Source organism: Fructilactobacillus sp. X3R2C1 (assembly GCF_059901235.1).
In genome coordinates this window covers 60,459-81,923 of the sequence record NZ_JBWXVA010000001.1, presented here as the reverse complement: position 1 = coordinate 81,923, position 21,465 = coordinate 60,459, and the positions used below count along the sequence as shown (strand labels likewise).

Genomic DNA, 21,465 nt, shown 5'->3' with positions numbered 1-21,465 from the left:
TGCTTATATGCACCTATAGCGCAATTGGATAGAGTGTCTGACTACGAATCAGAAGGTTGTAGGTTCGACTCCTACTAGGTGCATTCATCGGGAAGTAGCTCAGCTTGGTAGAGCACCTGGTTTGGGACCAGGGGGTCGCAGGTTCGAATCCTGTCTTCCCGATTTTTATATACTTTTTAATATTTAAGCATCGGGAAATAGCTCAGCTTGGTAGAGCGCCACGTTCGGGACGTGGAGGTCGCAAGTTCGAATCTTGTTTTCCCGATTTTTTTATTACCTTGGTTTCCAAGAGTATTTACTTGGAATTTACAAATCTTCTTTGTATAATAATAGTCAACATTAGTCAGAGATGAGATGAGTTTATGGCAAGCCGTAATATATCGGACATTATTGAAGATTATTTGAAGGATATGCTAGGTGATAATGATCAAGAACGAGTCGAAATTCGTCGATCAGACATTGCCAATCATTTTGACGTGGTGCCCTCGCAAATTAACTATGTAATTAAAACACGTTTTACGTTGCGTAATGGTTATTTAGTTGAGAGCAAACGTGGTGGTGGTGGTTACATCAGGATTGAAAAAATCAACTTAATGGATAATTCGGATGTCCTAGACAGTTTGATTGATTCAATTGGTGATGAAATTTCCGAAAGGGATGAAGAATCAATTTTAACCACCTTATATGCTAATGGAGTCATTACCGAGAAAGAGGAGAACATGATCGCTGCTATTTTAAAGAAAGAGGCAATTAGACTGCCTGATCAAGCAATGGAATATCAGGTTAGAGCGAGTGTTTTAGAGGCTTTACTTTACCGGCTTAAATATGAGTGTTAGTTTGATTATGGATTATGATTTAAAGAGAAATGAAGGGAGATTTGCATATGCATAATTTATTTACCCCTAGTGCAAAAAACGTTTTGGTAATTGCCCAAGAACAAGCTAAGAGTTTCCAGCATCAAGCTGTCGGAACCGAACACATGTTACTGGCACTTACCATTGAGAAGAATGGGATTGCTTATCAAACTCTCCAACAACTTGCCGTCAGCGAGGCGGACGTTAGAGAAGAAATTGAGCAGTTGGCTGGATACGGTAATTTAAAGGTCGATGGAAACACGTATCTGCCGTATTCTCCAAAGATGAAAGAAATTTTAGCTTTAGCTGGAAAGATTGCCAAGCAGTATGGATCAACTAAAGTGGGTACTGAGCACATTTTGCTAGCTTTAACTAGTGATGATGCGATGCTCTCTTCAAGAATTTTGACTAACTTGGGAGTTAGCCCAGAACAAGTCCGAAAAGTAACGATCCGAAAGATGGGGGTTGCAGATACTAATATGGCTTCTGAAAATAATTCGAATGGTGAGTCAGAACAAAGTGAAACTCCAACTTTAGATTCACTGGCACGTGATTTGACTAAAGCTGCTCGAGATAATCAGCTCGATCCAGTGGTTGGACGCACCGCTGAAGTTCGTCGTGTCATCCAGGTTTTAAGCCGAAGAACTAAAAATAATCCAGTTTTAATTGGTGAACCCGGTGTTGGTAAGACTGCCATTGCTGAAGGTTTAGCGGAAAAAATTGTGAATAAATCTGTTCCTGCGGATATGCAAAATAAGCGGGTAATGGAATTAGACATGGGATCACTGGTTGCTGGCACTAAGTATCGTGGCCAATTTGAAGATCGTTTAAAGAAGGTCTTAAAGGAAGTCGAAGATAGTGGCAATGTCATTCTCTTTATTGATGAGTTGCATACCTTGATTGGTGCTGGTGGAACTGAGGGATCAGTTGATGCTTCAAATATTTTAAAGCCATCTCTTGCTCGTGGTCAGGTTCAAGTTATTGGTGCTACTACCTTAGATGAATATCAGAAGTACATTGAATCTGATGAAGCATTAGAACGTCGTTTTGCAACGGTTGAAGTTGAAGAACCAAGTAAGGATGAATCACGTAAGATTCTTAAGGGATTACGTCCCAAATACGAAGAACACCATCACGTTCAAATCACCGATGATGCCATTAATGCAGCCGTTGATTTATCTAGTCGTTACATTAGTGATCGTTACCTTCCTGACAAAGCAATTGACTTGATGGATGAAGGTGCAGCTAAAGTTAGACTGGATTCAACTGGAAAAGATGACAAGTTAGCAAGCGCTGAATCAAAACTTAGTTCCGTTAAAAATGATAAGGACAAAGCCATTGAGGAACAGCGCTTTGAAGATGCGGTTTCAATTCGTAAGCAAGAACAAAAGTTACAAAAAGAGATTGCTGATTTAACCCAAAAACAGCGCATTAAAGAAAATGACGCTAACAAGACCCATAATTATCAATTAAAAGAAAATGCTGAAGATATTGCTCAAATTGTTTCTGAATGGACCGGGATTCCCGTTACTCATTTGAAACAGTCTGACAAGAAGCGTTTGGTAAACTTGGAAAAGATTTTACACGAACGAGTTGTGGGACAAGATGAAGCTGTTTCGGCAGTTGCAAGAGCAATTCGTCGGGCACGAAGTGGACTTAAAGATCCAAACCGTCCCATTGGGTCATTCATGTTTCTTGGACCAACCGGAGTTGGTAAAACTGAACTTGCCAAGGATTTGGCAAAAGCAATGTTTGGCTCAGAAGATGACATGATCAGAGTTGACATGAGTGAATTCATGGAAAAATATTCGACTAGTCGGATGGTTGGATCCGCTCCTGGTTACGTTGGCTATGATGAGGGTGGTCAACTTACCGAAAAAGTTCGAAAGCATCCCTACTCAGTTGTTCTACTTGATGAGGTTGAAAAGGCTCATCCTGACGTCTTTAACTTGCTACTTCAGGTTCTAGATGATGGGTACTTAACCGATGCCAAGGGCCGAAAGGTAGACTTTCGAAACACGGTTATCATTATGACTTCCAACATTGGTGCCACCGAGCTTCAATACAAGAACACCGTTGGATTTGCCGCTGAAAAATCGGGTAATGATGATAATTACGATGCTATGAAGGCCACGATTCAAGAACAGTTGAAGAAATTCTTTAAACCAGAATTCTTGAACCGAATTGATGATACGGTGATCTTCCATTCCTTGACTAAGTCGGAATTACATCGGATCGTTAAGTTAATGTCTCAAGAACTGATTGATCGTGCCAATGGATTGGGTTACAAAGTTAGAATGACTCCAGCTGCCATTGATTTAGTTGCTGAAGTTGGCTACAATCCAACCTATGGTGCTCGACCAATTCGAAGAGCTTTGCAGGATAAAGTTGAAGATCCATTGAGTGAAGACTTATTAGCGGGCAAGTTCAAACCCGGTGATCAGATTACGATCGGTGCGCATAAAAACAAGATTACGATCAATAGACGTGAAGTTAAGAATCCCAAAGAAGAAATTCTAAGTAAATAACGTTAAAACTCTCAGTAAATTTTTACTGAGAGTTTTTGTGCATATTAATTGACTTTTACTTTGATTCTTTGTATTATGTGTAGAGTATGCAACTGGGAATTGAAATGAGTCGTTGCGATCTATTGTCCGTGATGGCGTTTATAAGAACCAAAAGTAAGATTTAGATCTTATTTTTGGATTTTTTTTGCTCAAAAACCAGCAATATGGCTTTTTGTAACAAAAACGTAACATTTCTTTTTCGTGGAATTTTAGGGAGAGGTGAATAACTTGGCAGGACACATTGTAAAGTATGGAAAACACAGGACCCGTAGAAGTTATTCCAGAATTAAGAAGGTATTGGATCTTCCAAATTTGATTGAGATTCAAACAAATTCTTATAACTGGTTCTTAGACGAAGGTTTGCGTCAAATGTTTAAAGATATTATGCCAATTGAGGATTTTCAGGGAAAGCTTTCACTAGATTTCGTTGATTATAAACTATTGGAACCTAAGTACACGGTTGATGAAGCACGTGCTCATGAGGCAAATTATTCAGCCCCATTACACGTTACTCTCAAGTTAACCAACCATGAAACCGGTGAGATTAAGACTCAAGATGTTTTCTTTGGTGACTTTCCACTTATGACTGACCAAGGAACTTTCATCATTAACGGTGCAGAGCGTGTTATCGTTTCTCAATTAGTGCGATCACCAGGTGTTTATTACCATAAAGATCTCGACAAAAATGGTCGTGAAATTTACAGTTCAACTGTGATCCCCAACCGTGGTGCTTGGATGGAATTTGAAACTGATGCGAAGAATATTTCATACGTTCGAATTGATCGTACTAGAAAGATTCCTTTGACTGAATTAGTTCGTGCCCTTGGTTTTGGATCAGATGATGAAATTACTGAGATTTTTGGAAATACTAATGATAGTCTCTCACTTACCCTTGAAAAAGACGTTCATAAGGATGCCGATGATTCTCGTGTTGAGGAATCATTAAAGGATATTTACGAACGCTTGCGTCCTGGTGAACCAAAGACAGCTGAGTCAGCAAGAAACTTGTTAACCCAAAGATTCTTTGATCCAAAACGTTACGACATGGCACCGGTTGGTCGTTACAAAACAAACCAAAAATTGAGCATGAAGACTCGTTTAATGGGATTAGCTTTGGCCGAAACCCTAGCTGACCCAGATACTGGTGAAATCATCGCTAACAAAGGTGATGTGATTGACAAAGAATTGATGGAAAAGTTGAAGCCGTACTTGGCTAACAAAGATTTTAAGGCTTACACCTTTAATCCTTCCGATCAAGCTGTCGTAACTGATCCAGTTACTGTTCAAGTAATTAAAGTATATTCAAATACAGATCCAGACAAAGTCGTTCCTGTAATTGGTAATGACAATATTGATCTGGACTATAAACACATTACCCCAGCGGACATCTTGGCTGAAATCAATTACTTCTTGGATCTTCAAGAGGGAATTGGATCTGTTGATGATATTGACCACTTGGGGAACCGTCGTGTTCGATCAGTTGGTGAATTACTTCAAAACCAATTCCGAATTGGTCTTTCACGGATGGAACGAGTTGTTAGAGAAAGAATGTCCATTCAGGATGCTTCAACGGTAACGCCGCAACAACTAATTAATATTAGACCAGTGGTGGCCTCTGTTAAAGAATTCTTTGGTTCATCACAGCTTTCACAATTCATGGATCAAACGAACCCGTTAGGTGAATTGACCCATAAACGTCGATTATCTGCTTTAGGACCTGGCGGTATTACTAGAGACCGTGCTGGATATGAAGTTCGTGATGTTAACTACACTCACTATGGTCGAATTTGTCCAATTGAAACTCCCGAAGGTCCTAACATTGGATTGATTAACTCACTTTCAAGTTATGCTCGGGTTAACAAGTATGGATTTATCGAAACCCCATACCGTCGTGTTGATTGGACTACTCATAAGGTTACCGACAAGATTGATTACCTAACTGCTAATGATGAAGATAAATACGTGATTGCACAGGCGAACTCTCCATTAAATGAAGACGCAACCTTTCAAGACGATCAAGTTATGGCACGTGATAAGTCCCAATACGTTGAAACTAATTCAAAGAACGTTGACTACATGGACGTTTCACCAAAGCAAGTTGTTGCGGTGGCAACGGCATGTATTCCGTTCCTAGAAAATGATGACTCAAACCGGGCCCTAATGGGTGCTAACATGCAGCGTCAGGCTGTTCCTTTGATCAGACCACACGCACCACTTGTTGGAACTGGGATGGAATATCAAGCTGCTCATGATTCTGGAGTTGCTAAGATTGCTAAGTATCCTGGAACCGTTGAGTATGTTGATGCAAGAGAAATTCGGGTAAGACGTGATAATGGCACTTTAGATACGTACAAATTGATGAAGTTTATGCGTTCTAACGGTGGTAAAAACTATAACCAAACTCCAATTGTAAAAATTGGAGATCATGTTGATGCTGATGAAATTATCGCTGATGGCCCAGCAATGGAAAATGGTGAATTGGCCTTAGGTCAAAACCCAACCGTTGCCTTTATGACATGGCAGGGTTATAACTTTGAAGATGCCATTGCTATTTCCGAACGACTAGTTAAAGATGATGCTTACACTTCAATTCATATTGAAGAGTATGAGTCAGAAACTAGAGATACCAAACTGGGACCTGAAGAAATGACTAGAGAAATTCCTAACGTTGGTGAAGATGCTCTAAAGGATCTTGACGAAGATGGAATTATTAGAGTCGGTGCCGAAGTTCATGACAACGATATTTTGGTTGGCAAGGTAACCCCTAAGGGTGTTACTGAATTATCTTCTGAAGAGCGACTACTTCACGCTATCTTTGGTGAAAAGGCTCGAGAAGTTCGTGACACGTCACTTCGAGTACCTCATGGTGCCGGTGGAATTGTTCAAGACGTTAAAGTCTTTACTAGGGAAAACGGCGATGAATTAAAGCCTGGTGTAAATAAGATGGTTCGAGTTTACATTGCCCAGAAACGTAAACTTCAAGTTGGAGATAAGATGGCTGGAAAACATGGTAATAAAGGTACTGTTTCCGTCATTATTCCTGAAGAAGACATGCCATATATGCCAGATGGTACCCCAATCGACATCTTATTGAGCCCCATGGGTGTTCCATCACGGATGAACATTGGACAGGTGCTTGAATTGCATCTTGGAATGGCTGCTAAGAAGCTTGGAATTCACGTTGCCACCCCAGTCTTTGATGGTGCTCGTAGTGAAGATATTACCGACGCTTTAAAGGAAGCTGGTATGCCAGCTGATGGTAAGACGGTTCTGTATGATGGTAGAACCGGTGAACCATTTGACAAACGAATTGCTGTTGGAGTTATGGGTTACTTGAAACTTAACCATATGGCTGAAGACAAGATTCATGCAAGAGCCATTGGACCTTACTCACTAGTTACGCAACAACCACTTGGTGGTAAAGCTCAATTTGGTGGACAGCGTTTTGGTGAAATGGAAGTTTGGGCTCTTGAAGCTTATGGTGCCGCACACACCCTCCAAGAAATCTTGACTTACAAGTCAGATGATGTTGTCGGACGGGTTAAGACCTACGAAGCAATTGTCAAAGGTGATCCAATTCCTAAACCAGGTGTTCCTGAGTCATTCCGAGTATTAGTTAAAGAATTACAAGCATTGGGACTGGACATGAAGGTTCTCGATGCCGAAAACAAACAAATTGATTTGCGTGACATGGACGATGACGAAGACGTTGTTAACGTGAACGCATTGAGTAAGTTTGCTCAAAAACAAGATGATAAAAATGAGAAGGATAAAGAAAAGAAAGATGAAAATGAGAAACAAACTCCAACTTCATCTGATGCCGACTCAAAAAATGATACAAATGACGACAATAAATAATAAAGGAGGGTACGCCAATGGTTGATGTTAATAAATTCAAAAGTATGCAAATTGGTTTAGCTTCACCTGAGACCATTCGTAGTTGGTCATATGGAGAAGTTAAAAAACCAGAAACGATTAACTATCGAACTTTAAAGCCTGAAAAGGATGGATTGTTTGATGAAAGAATTTTTGGTCCAACTAAGGACTGGAAATGTGCCTGTGGAAAATACAAGGGTGTCAGATATAAGGGCATCGTTTGTGATCGCTGTGGTGTTGAAGTCACTCGTTCAAAAGTTAGACGTGAACGAATGGGACACATCGAATTAGCAGCTCCTGTAACCCACATTTGGTATTTCAAGGGAATCCCTAGTCGAATGGGACTAGTTCTTGACATGAGTCCACGGGCTCTTGAAGAAATCATCTACTTTGCTTCATACGTTGTTACCGATCCAGGTAACACACCAATGGAGAAGAAGCAGTTGCTTTCAGAACAAGAATACCGTGACAAAAAGCGTGAATACGGCAATCGTTTCCACGCTGAAATTGGTGCGGAAGCCATCAGAACTTTATTAAACGACGTTGACATCGATAAAGAAGTCAAAGAGTTAAAAGATACGCTTAAGAAAGCAACGGGACAAAAGCGAACTCGTGCCGTTCGTCGTCTAGATATTCTTGAGGCCTTTGCTACTTCTGGCAATCAGTTGTCATGGATGGTAATGGATGCGATTCCAGTTATGCCGCCTGACTTACGACCAATGGTTCAACTTGAAGGTGGTCGTTTTGCTACTTCTGATTTAAATGATTTATATCGTCGGGTTATTAACCGAAATAACCGATTAAAACGATTGTTAGACTTGAACGCTCCTGGCATTATTGTTCAAAACGAAAAGAGAATGCTCCAGGAAGCTGTCGACGCTTTGATTGATAATGGTCGTCGTGGTCGTCCTGTTGCAGGACCTGGTAACCGTCCCCTTAAATCACTTTCTCACCTATTAAAGGGTAAACAAGGTCGATTCAGACAGAACTTGTTAGGTAAGCGTGTTGATTATTCTGGTCGTTCAGTTATTGACGTTGGTCCTAATTTAAAACTAAGTCAGATGGGGCTTCCAGTATCAATGGCATTGGAATTATTTAAACCCTTCATTATGCATGCGCTAGTAAAACGTGGTCTAGCTTCTAACATTAAAAATGCTAAACGGCAGATCGAACGTCAAGACGACGCTGTCTTTGAGGTTCTCCCTGATGTCATTAAGGAACATCCGGTTCTTTTGAACCGTGCTCCTACTTTGCATCGACTTGGAATTCAGGCTTTTGAACCAGTTCTGGTTAGTGGGAAATCAATGCGTTTGCATCCATTAGTTTGTGCTGCGTATAACGCTGACTTTGATGGTGACCAAATGGCCATTCACGTTCCACTATCTGATGAGGCTCAAGCTGAATCAAGATTATTGATGGCTGCTGCTGGACACATTTTGGCTCCTAAAGATGGTAAACCAGTTGTTACTCCTTCACAGGATATGGTTATTGGTAACTACTATTTAACCCTTGAAGAAGCAGGGGCTGAAGGTGAAGGAATGGTATTCAACGATCCTGATGAAGTTGAATTAGCTTACCGTGATGGAAAGGTTCATTGGCATACCAGAATTGGTATTCCAGCGAGCGCCTTCCCAGACAAACCGTTTACTGACGATCAAAAAGATAAGATTTTAGTAACGACGGTTGGAAAGGTTATTTTCAATGGGATTCTTCCAAAGAAATTTACCTATTTGAACGAACCAACTTCAACTAACTTGCACGGATACGTTCCTGACAAGTATTTCTTGAAGCCTGGTGAAGACATTCATGAACACTTGAAGAACGCTGAATTGGTTAAACCGTTTAAGAAGGGCTTTTTAAGTGACATCATTGCTGAAGTTTACAGTCAATACCAAGTTACTGAAACTTCAGAACTTCTTGATCGAATCAAAGATTTAGGTAATGATAAATCAACTAAATCTGGTTTGACGGTTGGTATTTCTGACATTACTGATTTGAAGGAAAAGCCAGAAATTGTTGCTAACGCTCATAAGAAAGTTGATACCATCACTAAACAATTCCGTCGTGGTTTAATTACTAACCAAGAACGTTATGAACGAGTTGTTAGTGTTTGGAATGATGCCAAAGACGAAATTCAAAACAAATTAATGAAAAACTTCGATCCTCAGAACCCAATCTTTATGATGAGTGATTCTGGTGCTCGTGGTAACATTTCGAACTTTACTCAGTTAGCTGGGATGCGTGGTTTGATGGCTTCACCTAATGGTGAAATCATGGAACTTCCAATTACCTCTAACTTTAAAGAAGGACTTTCAGTCTTGGAAATGTTCATTTCAACCCACGGTGCTCGTAAGGGTATGACCGATACGGCACTTAAGACTGCTAACTCTGGTTACTTGACTCGTCGACTTGTTGATGTTGCCCAAGATGTCATTGTTAGAGAAGAAGACTGTGGAACTGACCGTGGTCTTGTTGTTCGTGCCATTACCGAAGGGGACGAAATGATCGAACCATTGTATGATCGAATCCTTGGTCGTAACGCAATGAAGACCGTTAAGAACCCTAAGACTGGTAAAGTGATTGTTAAAAAGAATGAAATGATCGATGAAGACGTTGCTCAAGAAATTGTGGACGCTGGAATTGATTCAGTTGAAATTCGTTCCGCCTTCACATGTAATACTGCTCATGGTGTTTGTGAGAAGTGTTATGGTCGAAACCTTGCTACTGGTGACGAAGTTGAGGTTGGTGAAGCTGTTGGTACCATTGCGGCCCAATCAATTGGTGAACCAGGTACTCAGTTAACTCTTCGTACTTTCCATACCGGTGGTGTTGCAAGTAGTTCAGATATTACCCAAGGACTTCCTCGTGTTCAGGAAATTATGGAAGCACGTAATCCTAAAGGTAAGGCAATCATCAGTGAAGTTACTGGTACGGTTGAATTAATTGAAGAAGATCCTGCTGAAGGTATCAAGGAAGTTACCATTAAAGGGAAGTCCGATACTCGTAAATATAAGGTTCCAATTAAGGCCCGAATGAAGGTTTCAGAAGGCGATCAGGTTCGTCGTGGTGATGCTTTGAACGAAGGTTCAATTGATCCTAAGGAATTGCTTAAAGTTCGAGATGTTTTGTCAACTGAAACTTACTTGTTAACTGCGGTTCAAGAAGTTTATAGAAGACAGGGTGTTGAAGTTAACGATAAGCATGCCGAGATCATGGTAAGACAGATGTTGCGTAAGGTTCGTGTTATGGACCCAGGTGACACTGACATCCTCCCTGGTACTTTGATGGATATTGATGATTTCAAGGATCGTAATAAGGATGCTGTGATTAGTGGTAAAACACCCGCAACGGCCCGTCCGGTATTACTTGGAATTACTAAGGCTGCACTTGAGACTAACAGTTTCTTGTCTGCTGCATCATTCCAGGAAACCACTCGTGTTCTTACTGATGCCGCAATTCGTGGTAAAGTTGATCCATTAGTTGGTTTGAAGGAAAATGTTATCATTGGTAAGTTATTACCTGCTGGTACTGGTGTTGGGAAATATGAAAACATTGAACCAGAAGAAGAGGGTAAGACTGATACCAAGGGTGTTACTTCATTAAGTGATGTCGAAAAAGAAATGCAACAAAAAGATTCAAGTAAAAACTAGTTATTAAACTAAAAAGGGAGTTCATCATTGATGAACTCCCTTTTTGATACATATTAATCAATCTTTTTTAAAACTTACTTCATTATTATCAAGGGATGAAATACGAGCAAGCGATTCTAAGTGGATTCCATGATCCTTGATCCACTTAGCGCCCGGTTGAAATGATTTTTCAATTACAATGCCGACTCCAACTAGATTGGCTTGAGCTGCTTCAACGATCTTAATCATCCCTTTAGTGGCTTCGCCATTTGCTAAGAAATCATCAATGATTAAGACGTTATCGTCAGGTGAAAGGAATTTTTTCTCAATAAAAATGCGGTTAGTTTTTTGTTTGGTGTATGAATATACGTCAGCCGAATAGGCTGCATCGTTTAAAGTTGATGGCTTTTTCTTTCGCGCAAAAACGACGGGAACACCCAATACTAAGCCAGTCATAACGGCTGGAGCAATTCCCGATGATTCAACCGTGATGACTTTAGTAATATTATCGTTTGAGAAGCGTTTGACGAATTCTTTGCCAACTTCGTACATCAAATTAGGATCAATTTGATGATTTAAAAACGAGTTGACCTTTAAAATATTTCCAGGAAGGACTTGGCCTTTATTTTTGATTGCTTCTTCTAATTCTTTCATGATTACTCTCCCATTTAAAAAGACCCTAATATAGAAGTTTAGGGTCTTTTTTCCTAATAGTTTGGAATTATGGTTCCAAGTAGAGACTGTCGACCCATTACGACTATATATTAGAGCTTCACTTATTACGTTAATCATAATTTAATTTCTAACTTTAAGCAAACCAAATTAATATAATTAGAGTGGCAATGTAAATGAATGGAATAAAAGCAATCGCACGTTTTTTAAATAAGATGGCATAAATGATCGCTATGATTGACCCGGTTAAAACGACTAGATTGGTAACCGTAATTCCGTATGCAATTAAAAGGATTAAGAAGAGATCCAAATCTCCGTTGCCAATGAAATGGAAGTAATGATTTATTATTATCAATATTAAATATCCAATAATATAAATTCCAGTCATCTTTGTTGGAGGATTAGAAATTATAAGAGCTATCATTACTGCAATCAGTGAATATGCCGTAGGAAAATGGTAGGTTAACAAATCAAAAGCTGCCATAACCTGCATGACTAAAAGTAGCAATAAATTTTCGATGTTATCCAAACAAACAGGTGGAAATATAGTAAAAGCGGTGGCTCCGGTTACTTCAAAATACAGTAAATAAAGTGGTAATCGAGTTGAACATATCCGACACCTTCCGAATTGAATCATGTAACTCACAATCGGGATGAGTTCGTACCACTTTAGAAACTTGCCACAGTTACTACACTTAGAATGACCGAAGACAAAGTTTTCGTGCGTAATGGTTCGATCAACCATAACGTTTATAAAAGATCCAACAATGCTACCTACAATAAACCAATAAATGATCATCAACAAAACCTCCACCAAAAAGTACGGAAATTAATTGAAGTCTTGTTGACACGTCTTTTTCTACGTGGTATTCTACTTATTGTGCTTATAAACAACTAAGCGATTTTTTTAACTTCAAAAAAGAACCGCCTGGATGTGTGGACTTAAAAAATATATTATATTAGGAAAGGGAGGACTTTTTAGATGCCTACAATTAACCAATTGGTTCGTAAAGGTCGTAAATCTAGAACTTCTAAATCAAAATCCCCAGCTTTAGGCTTCGGATATAACAGTTACAAAAAGAAAAACACACAGAACCCTGCACCTCAGAAACGTGGAGTTGCAACTCGTGTTGGTACTATGACTCCTAAAAAGCCTAACTCAGCTTTACGTAAGTATGCTCGTGTTAGACTTTCTAACTTGATTGAAGTTACTGCATACATTCCCGGAATTGGACATAACTTGCAAGAACATAGTGTTGTTTTAATTCGTGGTGGACGTGTTAAGGATTTGCCTGGTGTTAGATATCATGTTGTTCGTGGTGCATTAGATACTGCGGGTGTAAGTGATCGTCGCCAAGGTCGTTCTAAATACGGTACTAAGAAACCTAAGGAATAGACAATTAATTAAGTTATTATTGAGGAGGACTTTTACATGCCTAGAAAAGGAAAAGTGCAAAAAAGAGAAATCCTTCCTGATCCAATCTACAACTCAAAATTGGTTTCTAAATTAATTAACCATTTGATGTTAGATGGTAAAAGAGGGACTGCATCAGAAATTTTATATGGTGCCTTTGATATGATCAAAGAACAAACTGGTAACGATCCAGTTGATGTATTTGAAGAAGCAATGAAAAATGTTATGCCAGTTCTTGAAGTTAAGGCCCGTCGTGTTGGTGGATCTAACTACCAAGTTCCAATTGAAGTTCGTCCTGATCGAAGAACTACTTTAGGCTTACGTTGGATTGTTAACTATGCAAGACTTCGTGGTGAACACACCATGACTGAACGTCTTGCAAAAGAAATCATCGATGCTTCAAATAACACCGGTGCAGCAGTTAAGAAGCGTGAGGATACTCACAAAATGGCCGAAGCTAACCGTGCCTTTGCGCATTATCGTTGGTAATCAGCTTTTAGTTTTTAACTGTAAGTGGGTGGCTAAAGCGATTTAGCCACTTTTTTAAAATAATGAAATTGTGAATGATTGAGAGGAGTTAAATAATGGCTAACAAGCGAGAATTTCCGTTAGACAAAACTCGTAATATTGGTATTGTTGCCCATATTGATGCCGGTAAAACTACTACTACTGAACGTATCTTGTACTATACCGGTCGTATCCACAAAATTGGTGAAACCCATGAAGGGGATTCACAAATGGACTGGATGGAAGAAGAAAAAGAACGTGGAATTACTATTACTTCAGCTGCTACCACTGCTGAATGGAAGGGTTACCGTGTTAACATCATTGATACCCCAGGACACGTTGATTTTACTGCCGAAGTTGAACGTTCATTACGTGTGCTAGATGGCGGTATTGTTGTTTTGGATGGTCAAGCCGGTGTTGAACCACAGACTGAAACCGTATGGCGTCAGTCATCAGACTTTGCTGTTCCACGAATTGTCTTCATTAATAAGATGGATAAAGTTGGTGCTGACTTTGATATGTCAGTTAAAAGTTTGCATGACCGTTTAGGTGCTAACGCCCAGGCCGTTCAGATGCCAATTGGTGCTGAAGCTGACTTTGCTGGTGTAATTGATTTAATTACCATGCAAGCCTATGTTTATGATGAAGATAAAGAAGGTTCAGAATGGGATGTTGATGAGATTCCAGCTGACATGCAAGAGGAAGCTCAAAAGCGTCATGATGCTTTGATTGAAGCCGTTGCAGACGTTGATGACGCCGTAATGGAGAAGTTCCTTGATGGTAAAGAAATTTCACAAGAAGATCTTAAAGCTGGAATTCGTCGTGCCACTTTAAATCTTGATTTCTACCCAGTCTTTGCTGGTTCAGCTTTCAAGAACAAGGGTGTTCAGATGTTGATGGATGGAGTGGTTGACTACTTACCATCACCACTTGATGTTCGTCCTTACACTGCTACTGACCCAGATGATGACGACAAACAAGTTGACATCCGTGCTAACGATAAGGAACCATTTGCTTCATTAGCATTTAAGATTGCTACCGATCCATACGTTGGTCGTTTAACTTATATCCGTGTCTATCGTGGTACCTTAAAGGCTGGTTCATACGTTTTGAATGCTACGAATAGCAAACGTGAACGTGTTGGTCGTTTACTACAAATGCACTCAAATAATCGTCAAGAAATTCCAGAAGTATTCTCAGGTGATATTGCAGCTGCAATTGGTTTGAAGAATACCACTACTGGTGATTCTTTAACCGATCCAGACCATCCATTACGTCTTGAATCAATGGAATTCCCAGAACCAGTTATCCAAGTTGCCGTTGAACCTAAGACTAAGGCTGATCAGGATAAGATGAATGATGCTTTGCAAAAGTTATCTGAAGAAGATCCAACTTTTAGAGCTGAAACTAATCCAGAAACTGGCCAAACTTTGATTGCCGGAATGGGTGAACTTCAGTTAAACATTTTGATTGAACGGATGAGACGTGAATTTAATGTTGAAGCTAACATTGGTGCTCCCCAAGTTGCCTACCGTGAAGCATTTACTAAACCAGTTAAGGCCGAAGGTAAGTTTATTCGTCAGTCTGGTGGTAAAGGTCAATATGGTGATGTTTGGATTGAATTTACACCAAATGACGAAGGAAAAGGATTCGAATTTGAAGACGCCATCGTTGGTGGAGTTGTTCCAAGAGAATTCATTCCTTCAGTTGAACAAGGTCTAAAAGAAGCCATGGAAAATGGTGTATTAGCCGGATATCCATTGATTGATTTGAAAGCTAAATTATATGATGGTAGTTATCATGAAGTCGATTCAAGTGAAGCTGCCTTTAAGATCGCTGCTTCCATTGCTTTGAGGGAAGCTGCTAAGAAGGCTGATCCAGTTATTCTTGAACCAATCATGAAAGTTGATATTCGTGTTCCAGAAGAATACATGGGTGACGTCATGGGACAAGTTACCGCACGACGTGGAAACGTTGAAGGTATGGAAGCTCAAGACAAGGCACAAAACATTCATGCAATGGTTCCACTATCAGAAATGTTTGGTTATGCTACCGATTTACGTTCTGCTTCTCAGGGACGTGGAACATTTGTTATGAGTTTTGATCATTACAGTGCTGTTCCTAAGAGCATCCAAGAAGACATCATTAAGAAAAATGGTGGAAATAGTAAAGAAGAAAAGTAATTTTTTGTAAAAGTTCTAGAAATTGAAAAAGTTTCTGGAACTTTTTTTATACTTAATGTGATGAGAAGCCTTGAAAAATAAGAGAATATCGGGTATGATAGTTAAGTACTCGGTTTTGGGGGGATAGACTGTCCAAAATTAGTACAACATTTAGCTTTGATGTGGGAGGTTGCGACACACCCGGCCGCTTTGCCATGCGAGGATGTGCCGGTAATTTCCACGGAGCTAGTCTTATTTTGAAAATAGACGAAGGAGGGAAAAACATGGCAAAAGAGAAGATTCGTATTCGTTTGAAAGCTTATGAACACCGTATTTTAGATCAAGCTGCTGACAAGATTGTGGCAACCGCACAACGTACTGGTGCTACTATTTCTGGTCCAATTCCATTACCAACGGACAGAACTCTATATACCGTATTGGCATCACCATTTAAGTACAGTAAAGCTCAAGAACAATTTGAAATGTTAACTCACAAGCGTTTGATTGATATTTTGAATCCAACACCTAAAACTGTTGATTCATTAATGAAGTTAGACTTGCCAAGTGGTGTTGACATCGAGATCAAACTATAATAATTACAGAATATCGGAGGTGTACTCATGGCTAAAAAAGGAATCTTAGGTAAAAAAGTCGGAATGACTCAAGTTTTTACTGATAACGGAGAACTCGTTCCAGTTACTGTTGTTGATGTAACTCCTAATGTTGTCTTACAGGTTAAGAACAGCAAATCAGATGGTTACGATGCAATTCAACTTGGATTCGATGACAAGCGTCCAGTATTAAGCAACAAACCTGAACAAGGTCATGTTAAAAAAGCAAAAACTACTCCTAAGCGCTTCATTCGTGAAATCAGAGATGTTGACTTGGGAGATTACAAAGTTGGAGACGAAGTTAAAGCTGACGTATTTCAACCAGGTGACGTCGTTGACGTAACGGGTACTACTAAAGGTCATGGTTACCAAGGTAACATCCACAAAAATGGACAACGTCGTGGACCTGAAACCCACGGATCAAGATATCACCGTCGTCCCGGTTCATTAGGTGTCATTATTAACCGAGTTGTTAAAGGAATGAAATTACCAGGACGAATGGGTAACAATCGCGTTACCATTCAAGACCTTAAAATCGTTAATGCTGATGTTGATAACAACGTATTATTGATCAAGGGTAACGTTCCTGGTGCAAATAAATCATTAGTAACAGTTAAGACTTCTGTTATCGAATCAAGAAAATAAGAAAGGAGGAACCGTAGATGGCAAGCGTAACATTATACAAACAAGATGGTAGTAAACAAGGAACAGTTGATTTAAACGATGCTGTTTTTGCCGTTGAACCAAATGAAAACGTTGTTTACGATACTGTCGTAATGCAAAGAGCATCACAACGCCAAGGTACTAATGGTGTTAAATCTAGAGGTAAAGTGCGTGGTGGTGGTAAGAAACCATGGCGTCAAAAGGGTACTGGTCGTGCTCGTCAAGGTTCTATCCGTGCCCCACAATGGGTTGGCGGTGGAGTTGTTTTCGGACCAACTACTCGTTCATATGCATATCACCTTCCAAAGAAGGTTACTAGATTAGCTGTTAAGTCAGTTCTTTCTGAAAAAGTTGCTAATGGTGATTTAGTAGTAGTAGATTCATTAGACTACAAGGCTCCAAAAACTAAAGATTTATCAGATCTTTTGAAGAAACTTGACGCATCAACTAAAACATTAGTAGTTTTGGAAGATAACAATGAAAATGCTGCACGTTCTGCAAGAAACATCGAAAATGTGCAAGTTATTAATGCTAAAGGTGTTAACACACTTGATGTATTAAACAACAACAAGGTTGTTATTACAAAGGCTGCTCTTTCTCAAGTAGAGGAGGTGCTCGCATAATGGAAGCACGAGATATCATTTTACGTCCGGTAGTTACTGAAGCTTCAACTGATGTAATGGACGACAAAAAATATACTTTTGATGTTGATGTACGAGCAACTAAGACTCAAGTTAAAAATGCTGTTGAAGAGATTTTTAACGTTAAAGTTGTTAAAGTTAATATTATGAATGTAAAAGGTAAGAAAAAGCGACAAGGTCAATATGTTGGACGTACTAAGAAACGTCGTAAGGCTATTGTTACTTTGTCCAACGATTCTGACGAAATTAAAATTTTCTCAGAAGAATAATCTTTGAATAGGAGGGAAATAACGTGGCTCTAAAAAAGTACAAACCAACTACTAATGGCCGTCGTAATATGACTAGTATTGACTATAGTGAAATTACTACTAACGTGCCAGAAAAAAGTTTAGTTGAGTCAAATGCTCACAGCGGTGGTCGTAATAGTCAAGGTAAGATGACTGTTAGACATCGTGGTGGCGGAAACAAGCATCGATACCGTCTTATCGATTTCAAACGTGATCATGATGGTGTTCCTGCAACCGTTAAAACCATCGAATATGATCCAAATAGAACTGCAAATATTGCTTTAATCGTTTATGAAGACGGAATTAAATCATACATCATTGCACCTAAAGGATTAAAAGTCGGAGACGTTGTTGAATCTGGTAAGGATGCTGATATTAAGGCTGGTAACACCCTTCAATTAGCTGATATTCCTGTCGGTTCAACCATCTTTAACATTGAATTGAAACCTGGCAAAGGTGGACAACTTGTTCGTTCTGCTGGAGCTTCAGCACAGTTACTTGGTAACGAAGGAAAGTATGCATTAGTTAAATTACCATCTGGTGAAGTTAGAATGGTACTTTCAGTTTGCCGAGCTACTATTGGTAGTGTTGGTAATGATGAACATGGATTAGTTGTATGGGGTAAAGCTGGTAGAACTCGTTACCGTGGTCAAAGACCTCACGTACGTGGATCTGTTATGAACCCTAACGATCACCCACATGGTGGTGGTGAAGGTAAGGCTCCAGTTGGTTACCCAAGTCCATTGTCTCCATGGCATAAGAAGACAACTGGTAAGAAGACTAGATCAAAGAAAGCACGTTCAAACAAGTTTATTGTTAGACACCGTAAAGGTTCAAAGATGTAGTCTGAATTATTTATTTATTGAGTAATCGCAGAGGAGGTTTCATAATGAGTCGAAGTTTAAAAAAGGGACCTTTTGCCGATCAATCATTATTAAAAAAGATCGATGCACAAAAAGATCAAGATAAAAAATCGGTAATTAAAACATGGTCACGTCGTTCAACCATTTTCCCAAGTTTTATTGGATACACCATTGCTGTTTACAATGGTAGAAAACATGTCCCAGTTTATATTCAAGAAGACATGGTGGGCCACAAGCTCGGAGAATTCGTACCTACGCGTACTTTCCATGGACATGGAAATGGCGACGCAGATAAAAAAACAGTTTAAGCAAGGAGGATAACCAATGGCTGAACAACAAGTTACATCAGCAAAAGCTACTGCAAAGACTGTTCGTATCGCCGCTCGTAAGGTTCGCCTTGTTGTAGATCTTATTAGAGGTAAAAGCGTATCAGAAGCTACTGCAATTTTGAAATTCACCCCTAGAGGTGCTTCACCAGTTGTAGAAAAGGTTTTGATGTCAGCTGTAGCAAATGCAGAAAATAATTTTGATTTAGATCGTCAAGATCTAGTTGTTAGTGAAGCATATGTTAACGAAGGACCAACTTTAAAACGTTTCCGTCCCCGTGCTAAGGGTTCTGCTTCACCAATCAACAAAAGAACTAGTCACATTACAATTGTAGTGTCAGAAAAGTAGGAGGGATAAACGTGGGTCAAAAAATTAATCCAAATGGTTTACGAATTGGCGTTAACCGTGGTTGGCAAGCTAAATGGTATGCTAACGACGATAAATTCGCTTCATACTTAAACGAAGATTTAAAAATTCGTAACTATCTAGCAAAGAGACTCGCTGATGCTTCTGTATCAAGTGTTGACATTGAGCGTGCTGCAAAACGTGTTAATGTTTCTATCCATACTGCCAAACCAGGAATGGTTATCGGTAAAGGTGGAGCAGAAGTTGAAAGTCTTCGTAAAGAATTAAACAAATTGACGGGACGTCGGGTTCATGTCAATATTGTTGAAGTTAAAAAACCTGATTTAGAAGCTGATCTTGTTGGTGAAAACGTTGCAAGTCAGCTTGAAGGTCGGGTAGCATTCCGTCGTGCAATGCGTCAGGCAATGCAAAGAGTTATGCGTTCTGGAGCTAAGGGTGTTAAAGTTCAATCTTCAGGTCGTTTAAATGGTGCTGATATGACACGAATTGAAAGATATTCAGACGGAAGTGTTCCACTTCATACACTTAGAGCTGATATTGACTATTCATGGAATGAAGCAGATACTACTTACGGTAAAATCGGTGTTAAGACTTGGATCAACCGTGGTGAAGTTTTGCCCGATAAACCGGAGGAAAAAACTGAAAAAGGAGGGAAATAAGCATGCTAGTACCTAAACGTGTTAAGTTCAGAAGACAGCACAGAGGTAAGTTGCGTGGTCACTCAAAGGGTGGAAACACTGTTACTTTTGGTGATTATGGTTTGCAAGCACTTGATTCACATTGGATCAGTAACCGACAAATCGAAGCTTGCCGTGTTGCCATGACTCGTTATATGAAACGTGGTGGAAAAGTTTGGATCAAAATTTTCCCTCAAAAATCATATACTGAAAAAGGTATCGGTGTTCGAATGGGTAAAGGTAAAGGTACCCCAGCTGGTTGGGTTTCAACTGTCAAGCGCGGAAAGGTTCTTTTCGAAGTTGGTGGTGTTTCCAAAGAAACTGCTGAAGAAGCTTTACGTTTAGCTTCAATGAAGTTACCTGTTAGAACCCGAGTTATTAAACGTGAGGAAGTAGGTGGCGAATCAAATGAAGGCTAAAGAAATTAATGAATTAACCACTGATGAAATGCGGGCTAAGGAACAAGATTACAAGAAAGAATTGTTTAATCTTCGTTTTCAATTAGCCACTGGTCAATTGGAAAATACTGCTAGATTGAAGACTGTCAGAAAGACAATCGCTAGAATCAAGACAGCACTTAGACAACAAGAACTGAAGAAATAGAATACGATAGAAAGGAAGGTTAATACTTTATGAGCGAAGAACGTAACGAACGTAAAAGTTACAGAGGTCGTGTGGTTTCAGATAAGATGGACAAAACCATTACTGTTGTCGTTGAAACTTACAAGACTCATCCAACTTACGGGAAACGTATTAAATATTCTAAGAAATATAAAGTTCAAGATGAAAATAACGAAGCAAAAGTTAACGATATTGTTGACATCATGGAAACTCGTCCATTGTCTAAGACTAAGCGCTTCCGTCTAGTAGACGTTGTTGAAAAGGCAGTTATTATCTAGCTTTTTTATCTATCGTATTCTGATTTTAAGTTGAAGGGAGGACACTAACCATGATCCAACAAGAGAGTCGTTTAAAGGTTGCTGACAACTCTGGAGCACGTGAACTTTTGACTATCAAAGTCCTAGGTGGTTCAAGAGTTAGATATGCAGGTATCGGTGATGTGATTGTTGCTACTGTTAAACAAGCAACACCAGGTGGCGTTGTCAAAAAGGGAGACGTCGTTAAGGCTGTTGTAGTTAGAACTAAATCTGCTGCACATAGAACTGACGGTTCATATATTCGTTTCGACGAAAATGCCGCTGTTTTGATTAACGATGATAAGAGTCCTAAAGGTACCCGTATTTTCGGTCCGGTAGCTCGTGAATTACGTAGTAATAATTTTATGAAGATCGTTTCATTAGCGCCTGAAGTACTTTAATACTATTGGAAAACAAGGAGGTGCCAGGATT

General features: G+C 39.5%; 21 protein-coding genes, 3 tRNA genes and 1 riboswitch. Of the genes, 22 read left to right on the top strand and 2 right to left on the bottom strand.

Annotation, left to right across the window (positions count from 1 at the left end; all coding sequences use genetic code 11):
• The first annotated feature begins 9 nt into the window (after positions 1-9).
• From AC6UDB_RS00440 to rpoC, 7 genes are all read left to right on the top strand, one after another.
• A tRNA-Arg gene (locus AC6UDB_RS00440) sits at positions 10-83 on the top strand.
• Between the two features lie 5 nt (positions 84-88).
• Positions 89-162, top strand: a tRNA-Pro gene (locus AC6UDB_RS00435).
• A 29-nt stretch (positions 163-191) separates the two neighbouring features.
• Positions 192-265 (top strand) — tRNA-Pro (locus tag AC6UDB_RS00430).
• Between the two features lie 97 nt (positions 266-362).
• On the top strand, positions 363-836 hold the full coding sequence (locus AC6UDB_RS00425; RefSeq protein ID WP_500708849.1) for a CtsR family transcriptional regulator: 474 nt from the start codon (positions 363-365) through the stop codon (positions 834-836).
• A gap of 47 nt (positions 837-883) precedes the next feature.
• Complete coding sequence (locus AC6UDB_RS00420) at positions 884-3,382, top strand: ATP-dependent Clp protease ATP-binding subunit (RefSeq protein WP_500693536.1); 2,499 nt, start codon at positions 884-886, stop codon at positions 3,380-3,382.
• Between the two features lie 258 nt (positions 3,383-3,640).
• Positions 3,641-7,279 (top strand): DNA-directed RNA polymerase subunit beta, encoded by a 3,639-nt coding sequence (gene rpoB / locus AC6UDB_RS00415; RefSeq protein WP_500695232.1) that lies wholly within the window; start codon positions 3,641-3,643, stop codon positions 7,277-7,279.
• Positions 7,280-7,296: 17 nt separating this feature from the next.
• A complete protein-coding gene (gene rpoC, locus AC6UDB_RS00410) occupies positions 7,297-10,947 on the top strand; it encodes a DNA-directed RNA polymerase subunit beta' (RefSeq protein WP_500693538.1) in 3,651 nt (1,216 codons plus the stop codon).
• Between the two features lie 57 nt (positions 10,948-11,004).
• Here rpoC and AC6UDB_RS00405 read toward each other — a convergent pair whose 3' ends face one another.
• Both AC6UDB_RS00405 and AC6UDB_RS00400 read right to left on the bottom strand, forming a co-directional pair.
• Positions 11,005-11,580 (bottom strand): xanthine phosphoribosyltransferase, encoded by a 576-nt coding sequence (locus AC6UDB_RS00405; protein WP_500693539.1) that lies wholly within the window; start codon positions 11,578-11,580, stop codon positions 11,005-11,007.
• 37 nt (positions 11,581-11,617) lie between these two features.
• A riboswitch (purine riboswitch) is annotated at positions 11,618-11,713 on the bottom strand.
• 21 nt (positions 11,714-11,734) lie between these two features.
• Positions 11,735-12,397, bottom strand: a complete 663-nt coding sequence (locus AC6UDB_RS00400; RefSeq protein WP_500708848.1) for a prepilin peptidase — start codon at positions 12,395-12,397, stop codon at positions 11,735-11,737.
• 183 nt (positions 12,398-12,580) lie between these two features.
• Between AC6UDB_RS00400 and rpsL the strand changes: the two genes are divergently transcribed.
• From rpsL to rplN, 15 genes are all read left to right on the top strand, one after another.
• The gene (gene rpsL, locus AC6UDB_RS00395) at positions 12,581-12,994 is read left to right on the top strand and encodes a 30S ribosomal protein S12 (RefSeq protein ID WP_010022704.1); all 414 of its coding nucleotides are present in this window, start codon (positions 12,581-12,583) and stop codon (positions 12,992-12,994) included.
• Between the two features lie 36 nt (positions 12,995-13,030).
• Entirely contained in the window at positions 13,031-13,501 is a 471-nt protein-coding gene (rpsG, locus tag AC6UDB_RS00390) for a 30S ribosomal protein S7 (RefSeq protein WP_500693541.1), read from the top strand.
• 95 nt (positions 13,502-13,596) lie between these two features.
• Complete coding sequence (gene fusA, locus AC6UDB_RS00385; RefSeq protein WP_500708847.1) at positions 13,597-15,702, top strand: elongation factor G; 2,106 nt, start codon at positions 13,597-13,599, stop codon at positions 15,700-15,702.
• 263 nt (positions 15,703-15,965) lie between these two features.
• Positions 15,966-16,274: a 30S ribosomal protein S10 gene (rpsJ, locus tag AC6UDB_RS00380; protein ID WP_500693543.1), complete on the top strand. Its 309-nt coding sequence runs from the start codon at positions 15,966-15,968 to the stop codon at positions 16,272-16,274.
• A gap of 27 nt (positions 16,275-16,301) precedes the next feature.
• A complete protein-coding gene (gene rplC / locus AC6UDB_RS00375; protein ID WP_500708846.1) occupies positions 16,302-16,937 on the top strand; it encodes a 50S ribosomal protein L3 in 636 nt (211 codons plus the stop codon).
• A 17-nt stretch (positions 16,938-16,954) separates the two neighbouring features.
• Positions 16,955-17,578: a 50S ribosomal protein L4 gene (rplD, locus tag AC6UDB_RS00370; protein ID WP_500693545.1), complete on the top strand. Its 624-nt coding sequence runs from the start codon at positions 16,955-16,957 to the stop codon at positions 17,576-17,578.
• Entirely contained in the window at positions 17,578-17,865 is a 288-nt protein-coding gene (gene rplW / locus AC6UDB_RS00365; RefSeq protein ID WP_500693546.1) for a 50S ribosomal protein L23, read from the top strand. The genes rplD and rplW overlap by 1 nt, the downstream gene beginning before the upstream one ends.
• Positions 17,866-17,888: 23 nt before the next feature.
• Positions 17,889-18,728, top strand: coding sequence for a 50S ribosomal protein L2 (gene rplB / locus AC6UDB_RS00360; RefSeq protein WP_500693547.1), 840 nt, complete (start codon positions 17,889-17,891; stop codon positions 18,726-18,728).
• A 44-nt stretch (positions 18,729-18,772) separates the two neighbouring features.
• Entirely contained in the window at positions 18,773-19,054 is a 282-nt protein-coding gene (gene rpsS / locus AC6UDB_RS00355) for a 30S ribosomal protein S19 (RefSeq protein ID WP_010022714.1), read from the top strand.
• Positions 19,055-19,070: 16 nt separating this feature from the next.
• Positions 19,071-19,421, top strand: a complete 351-nt coding sequence (rplV, locus tag AC6UDB_RS00350) for a 50S ribosomal protein L22 (protein ID WP_010022715.1) — start codon at positions 19,071-19,073, stop codon at positions 19,419-19,421.
• Positions 19,422-19,432: 11 nt separating this feature from the next.
• Complete coding sequence (gene rpsC / locus AC6UDB_RS00345) at positions 19,433-20,098, top strand: 30S ribosomal protein S3 (RefSeq protein ID WP_500693548.1); 666 nt, start codon at positions 19,433-19,435, stop codon at positions 20,096-20,098.
• 2 nt (positions 20,099-20,100) lie between these two features.
• Positions 20,101-20,535 (top strand): 50S ribosomal protein L16, encoded by a 435-nt coding sequence (rplP, locus tag AC6UDB_RS00340; protein ID WP_500693549.1) that lies wholly within the window; start codon positions 20,101-20,103, stop codon positions 20,533-20,535.
• A complete protein-coding gene (gene rpmC / locus AC6UDB_RS00335) occupies positions 20,525-20,719 on the top strand; it encodes a 50S ribosomal protein L29 (protein WP_010022719.1) in 195 nt (64 codons plus the stop codon). Before rplP ends, rpmC begins: the two co-directional genes overlap by 11 nt.
• Before the next feature lie 29 nt (positions 20,720-20,748).
• Positions 20,749-21,015: a 30S ribosomal protein S17 gene (gene rpsQ, locus AC6UDB_RS00330; protein ID WP_039144781.1), complete on the top strand. Its 267-nt coding sequence runs from the start codon at positions 20,749-20,751 to the stop codon at positions 21,013-21,015.
• A 50-nt stretch (positions 21,016-21,065) separates the two neighbouring features.
• On the top strand, positions 21,066-21,434 hold the full coding sequence (rplN, locus tag AC6UDB_RS00325) for a 50S ribosomal protein L14 (protein WP_039144780.1): 369 nt from the start codon (positions 21,066-21,068) through the stop codon (positions 21,432-21,434).
• Positions 21,435-21,465 lie beyond the last annotated feature (31 nt).

Coding starts and splice junctions, on each gene's coding strand:
- AC6UDB_RS00425 (WP_500708849.1), top strand. CDS start 363: ATGGCAAGCCGTAATATATCGGACATTATTGAAGATTATTTGAAGGAT.
- AC6UDB_RS00420 (WP_500693536.1), top strand. CDS start 884: ATGCATAATTTATTTACCCCTAGTGCAAAAAACGTTTTGGTAATTGCC.
- rpoC (WP_500693538.1), top strand. CDS start 7,297: ATGGTTGATGTTAATAAATTCAAAAGTATGCAAATTGGTTTAGCTTCA.
- AC6UDB_RS00405 (WP_500693539.1), bottom strand. CDS start 11,580: ATGAAAGAATTAGAAGAAGCAATCAAAAATAAAGGCCAAGTCCTTCCT.
- AC6UDB_RS00400 (WP_500708848.1), bottom strand. CDS start 12,397: ATGATCATTTATTGGTTTATTGTAGGTAGCATTGTTGGATCTTTTATA.
- rpsL (WP_010022704.1), top strand. CDS start 12,581: ATGCCTACAATTAACCAATTGGTTCGTAAAGGTCGTAAATCTAGAACT.
- rpsG (WP_500693541.1), top strand. CDS start 13,031: ATGCCTAGAAAAGGAAAAGTGCAAAAAAGAGAAATCCTTCCTGATCCA.
- fusA (WP_500708847.1), top strand. CDS start 13,597: ATGGCTAACAAGCGAGAATTTCCGTTAGACAAAACTCGTAATATTGGT.
- rpsJ (WP_500693543.1), top strand. CDS start 15,966: ATGGCAAAAGAGAAGATTCGTATTCGTTTGAAAGCTTATGAACACCGT.
- rplC (WP_500708846.1), top strand. CDS start 16,302: ATGGCTAAAAAAGGAATCTTAGGTAAAAAAGTCGGAATGACTCAAGTT.
- rplD (WP_500693545.1), top strand. CDS start 16,955: ATGGCAAGCGTAACATTATACAAACAAGATGGTAGTAAACAAGGAACA.
- rplW (WP_500693546.1), top strand. CDS start 17,578: ATGGAAGCACGAGATATCATTTTACGTCCGGTAGTTACTGAAGCTTCA.
- rpsS (WP_010022714.1), top strand. CDS start 18,773: ATGAGTCGAAGTTTAAAAAAGGGACCTTTTGCCGATCAATCATTATTA.
- rplV (WP_010022715.1), top strand. CDS start 19,071: ATGGCTGAACAACAAGTTACATCAGCAAAAGCTACTGCAAAGACTGTT.
- rplP (WP_500693549.1), top strand. CDS start 20,101: ATGCTAGTACCTAAACGTGTTAAGTTCAGAAGACAGCACAGAGGTAAG.
- rpmC (WP_010022719.1), top strand. CDS start 20,525: ATGAAGGCTAAAGAAATTAATGAATTAACCACTGATGAAATGCGGGCT.
- rpsQ (WP_039144781.1), top strand. CDS start 20,749: ATGAGCGAAGAACGTAACGAACGTAAAAGTTACAGAGGTCGTGTGGTT.
- rplN (WP_039144780.1), top strand. CDS start 21,066: ATGATCCAACAAGAGAGTCGTTTAAAGGTTGCTGACAACTCTGGAGCA.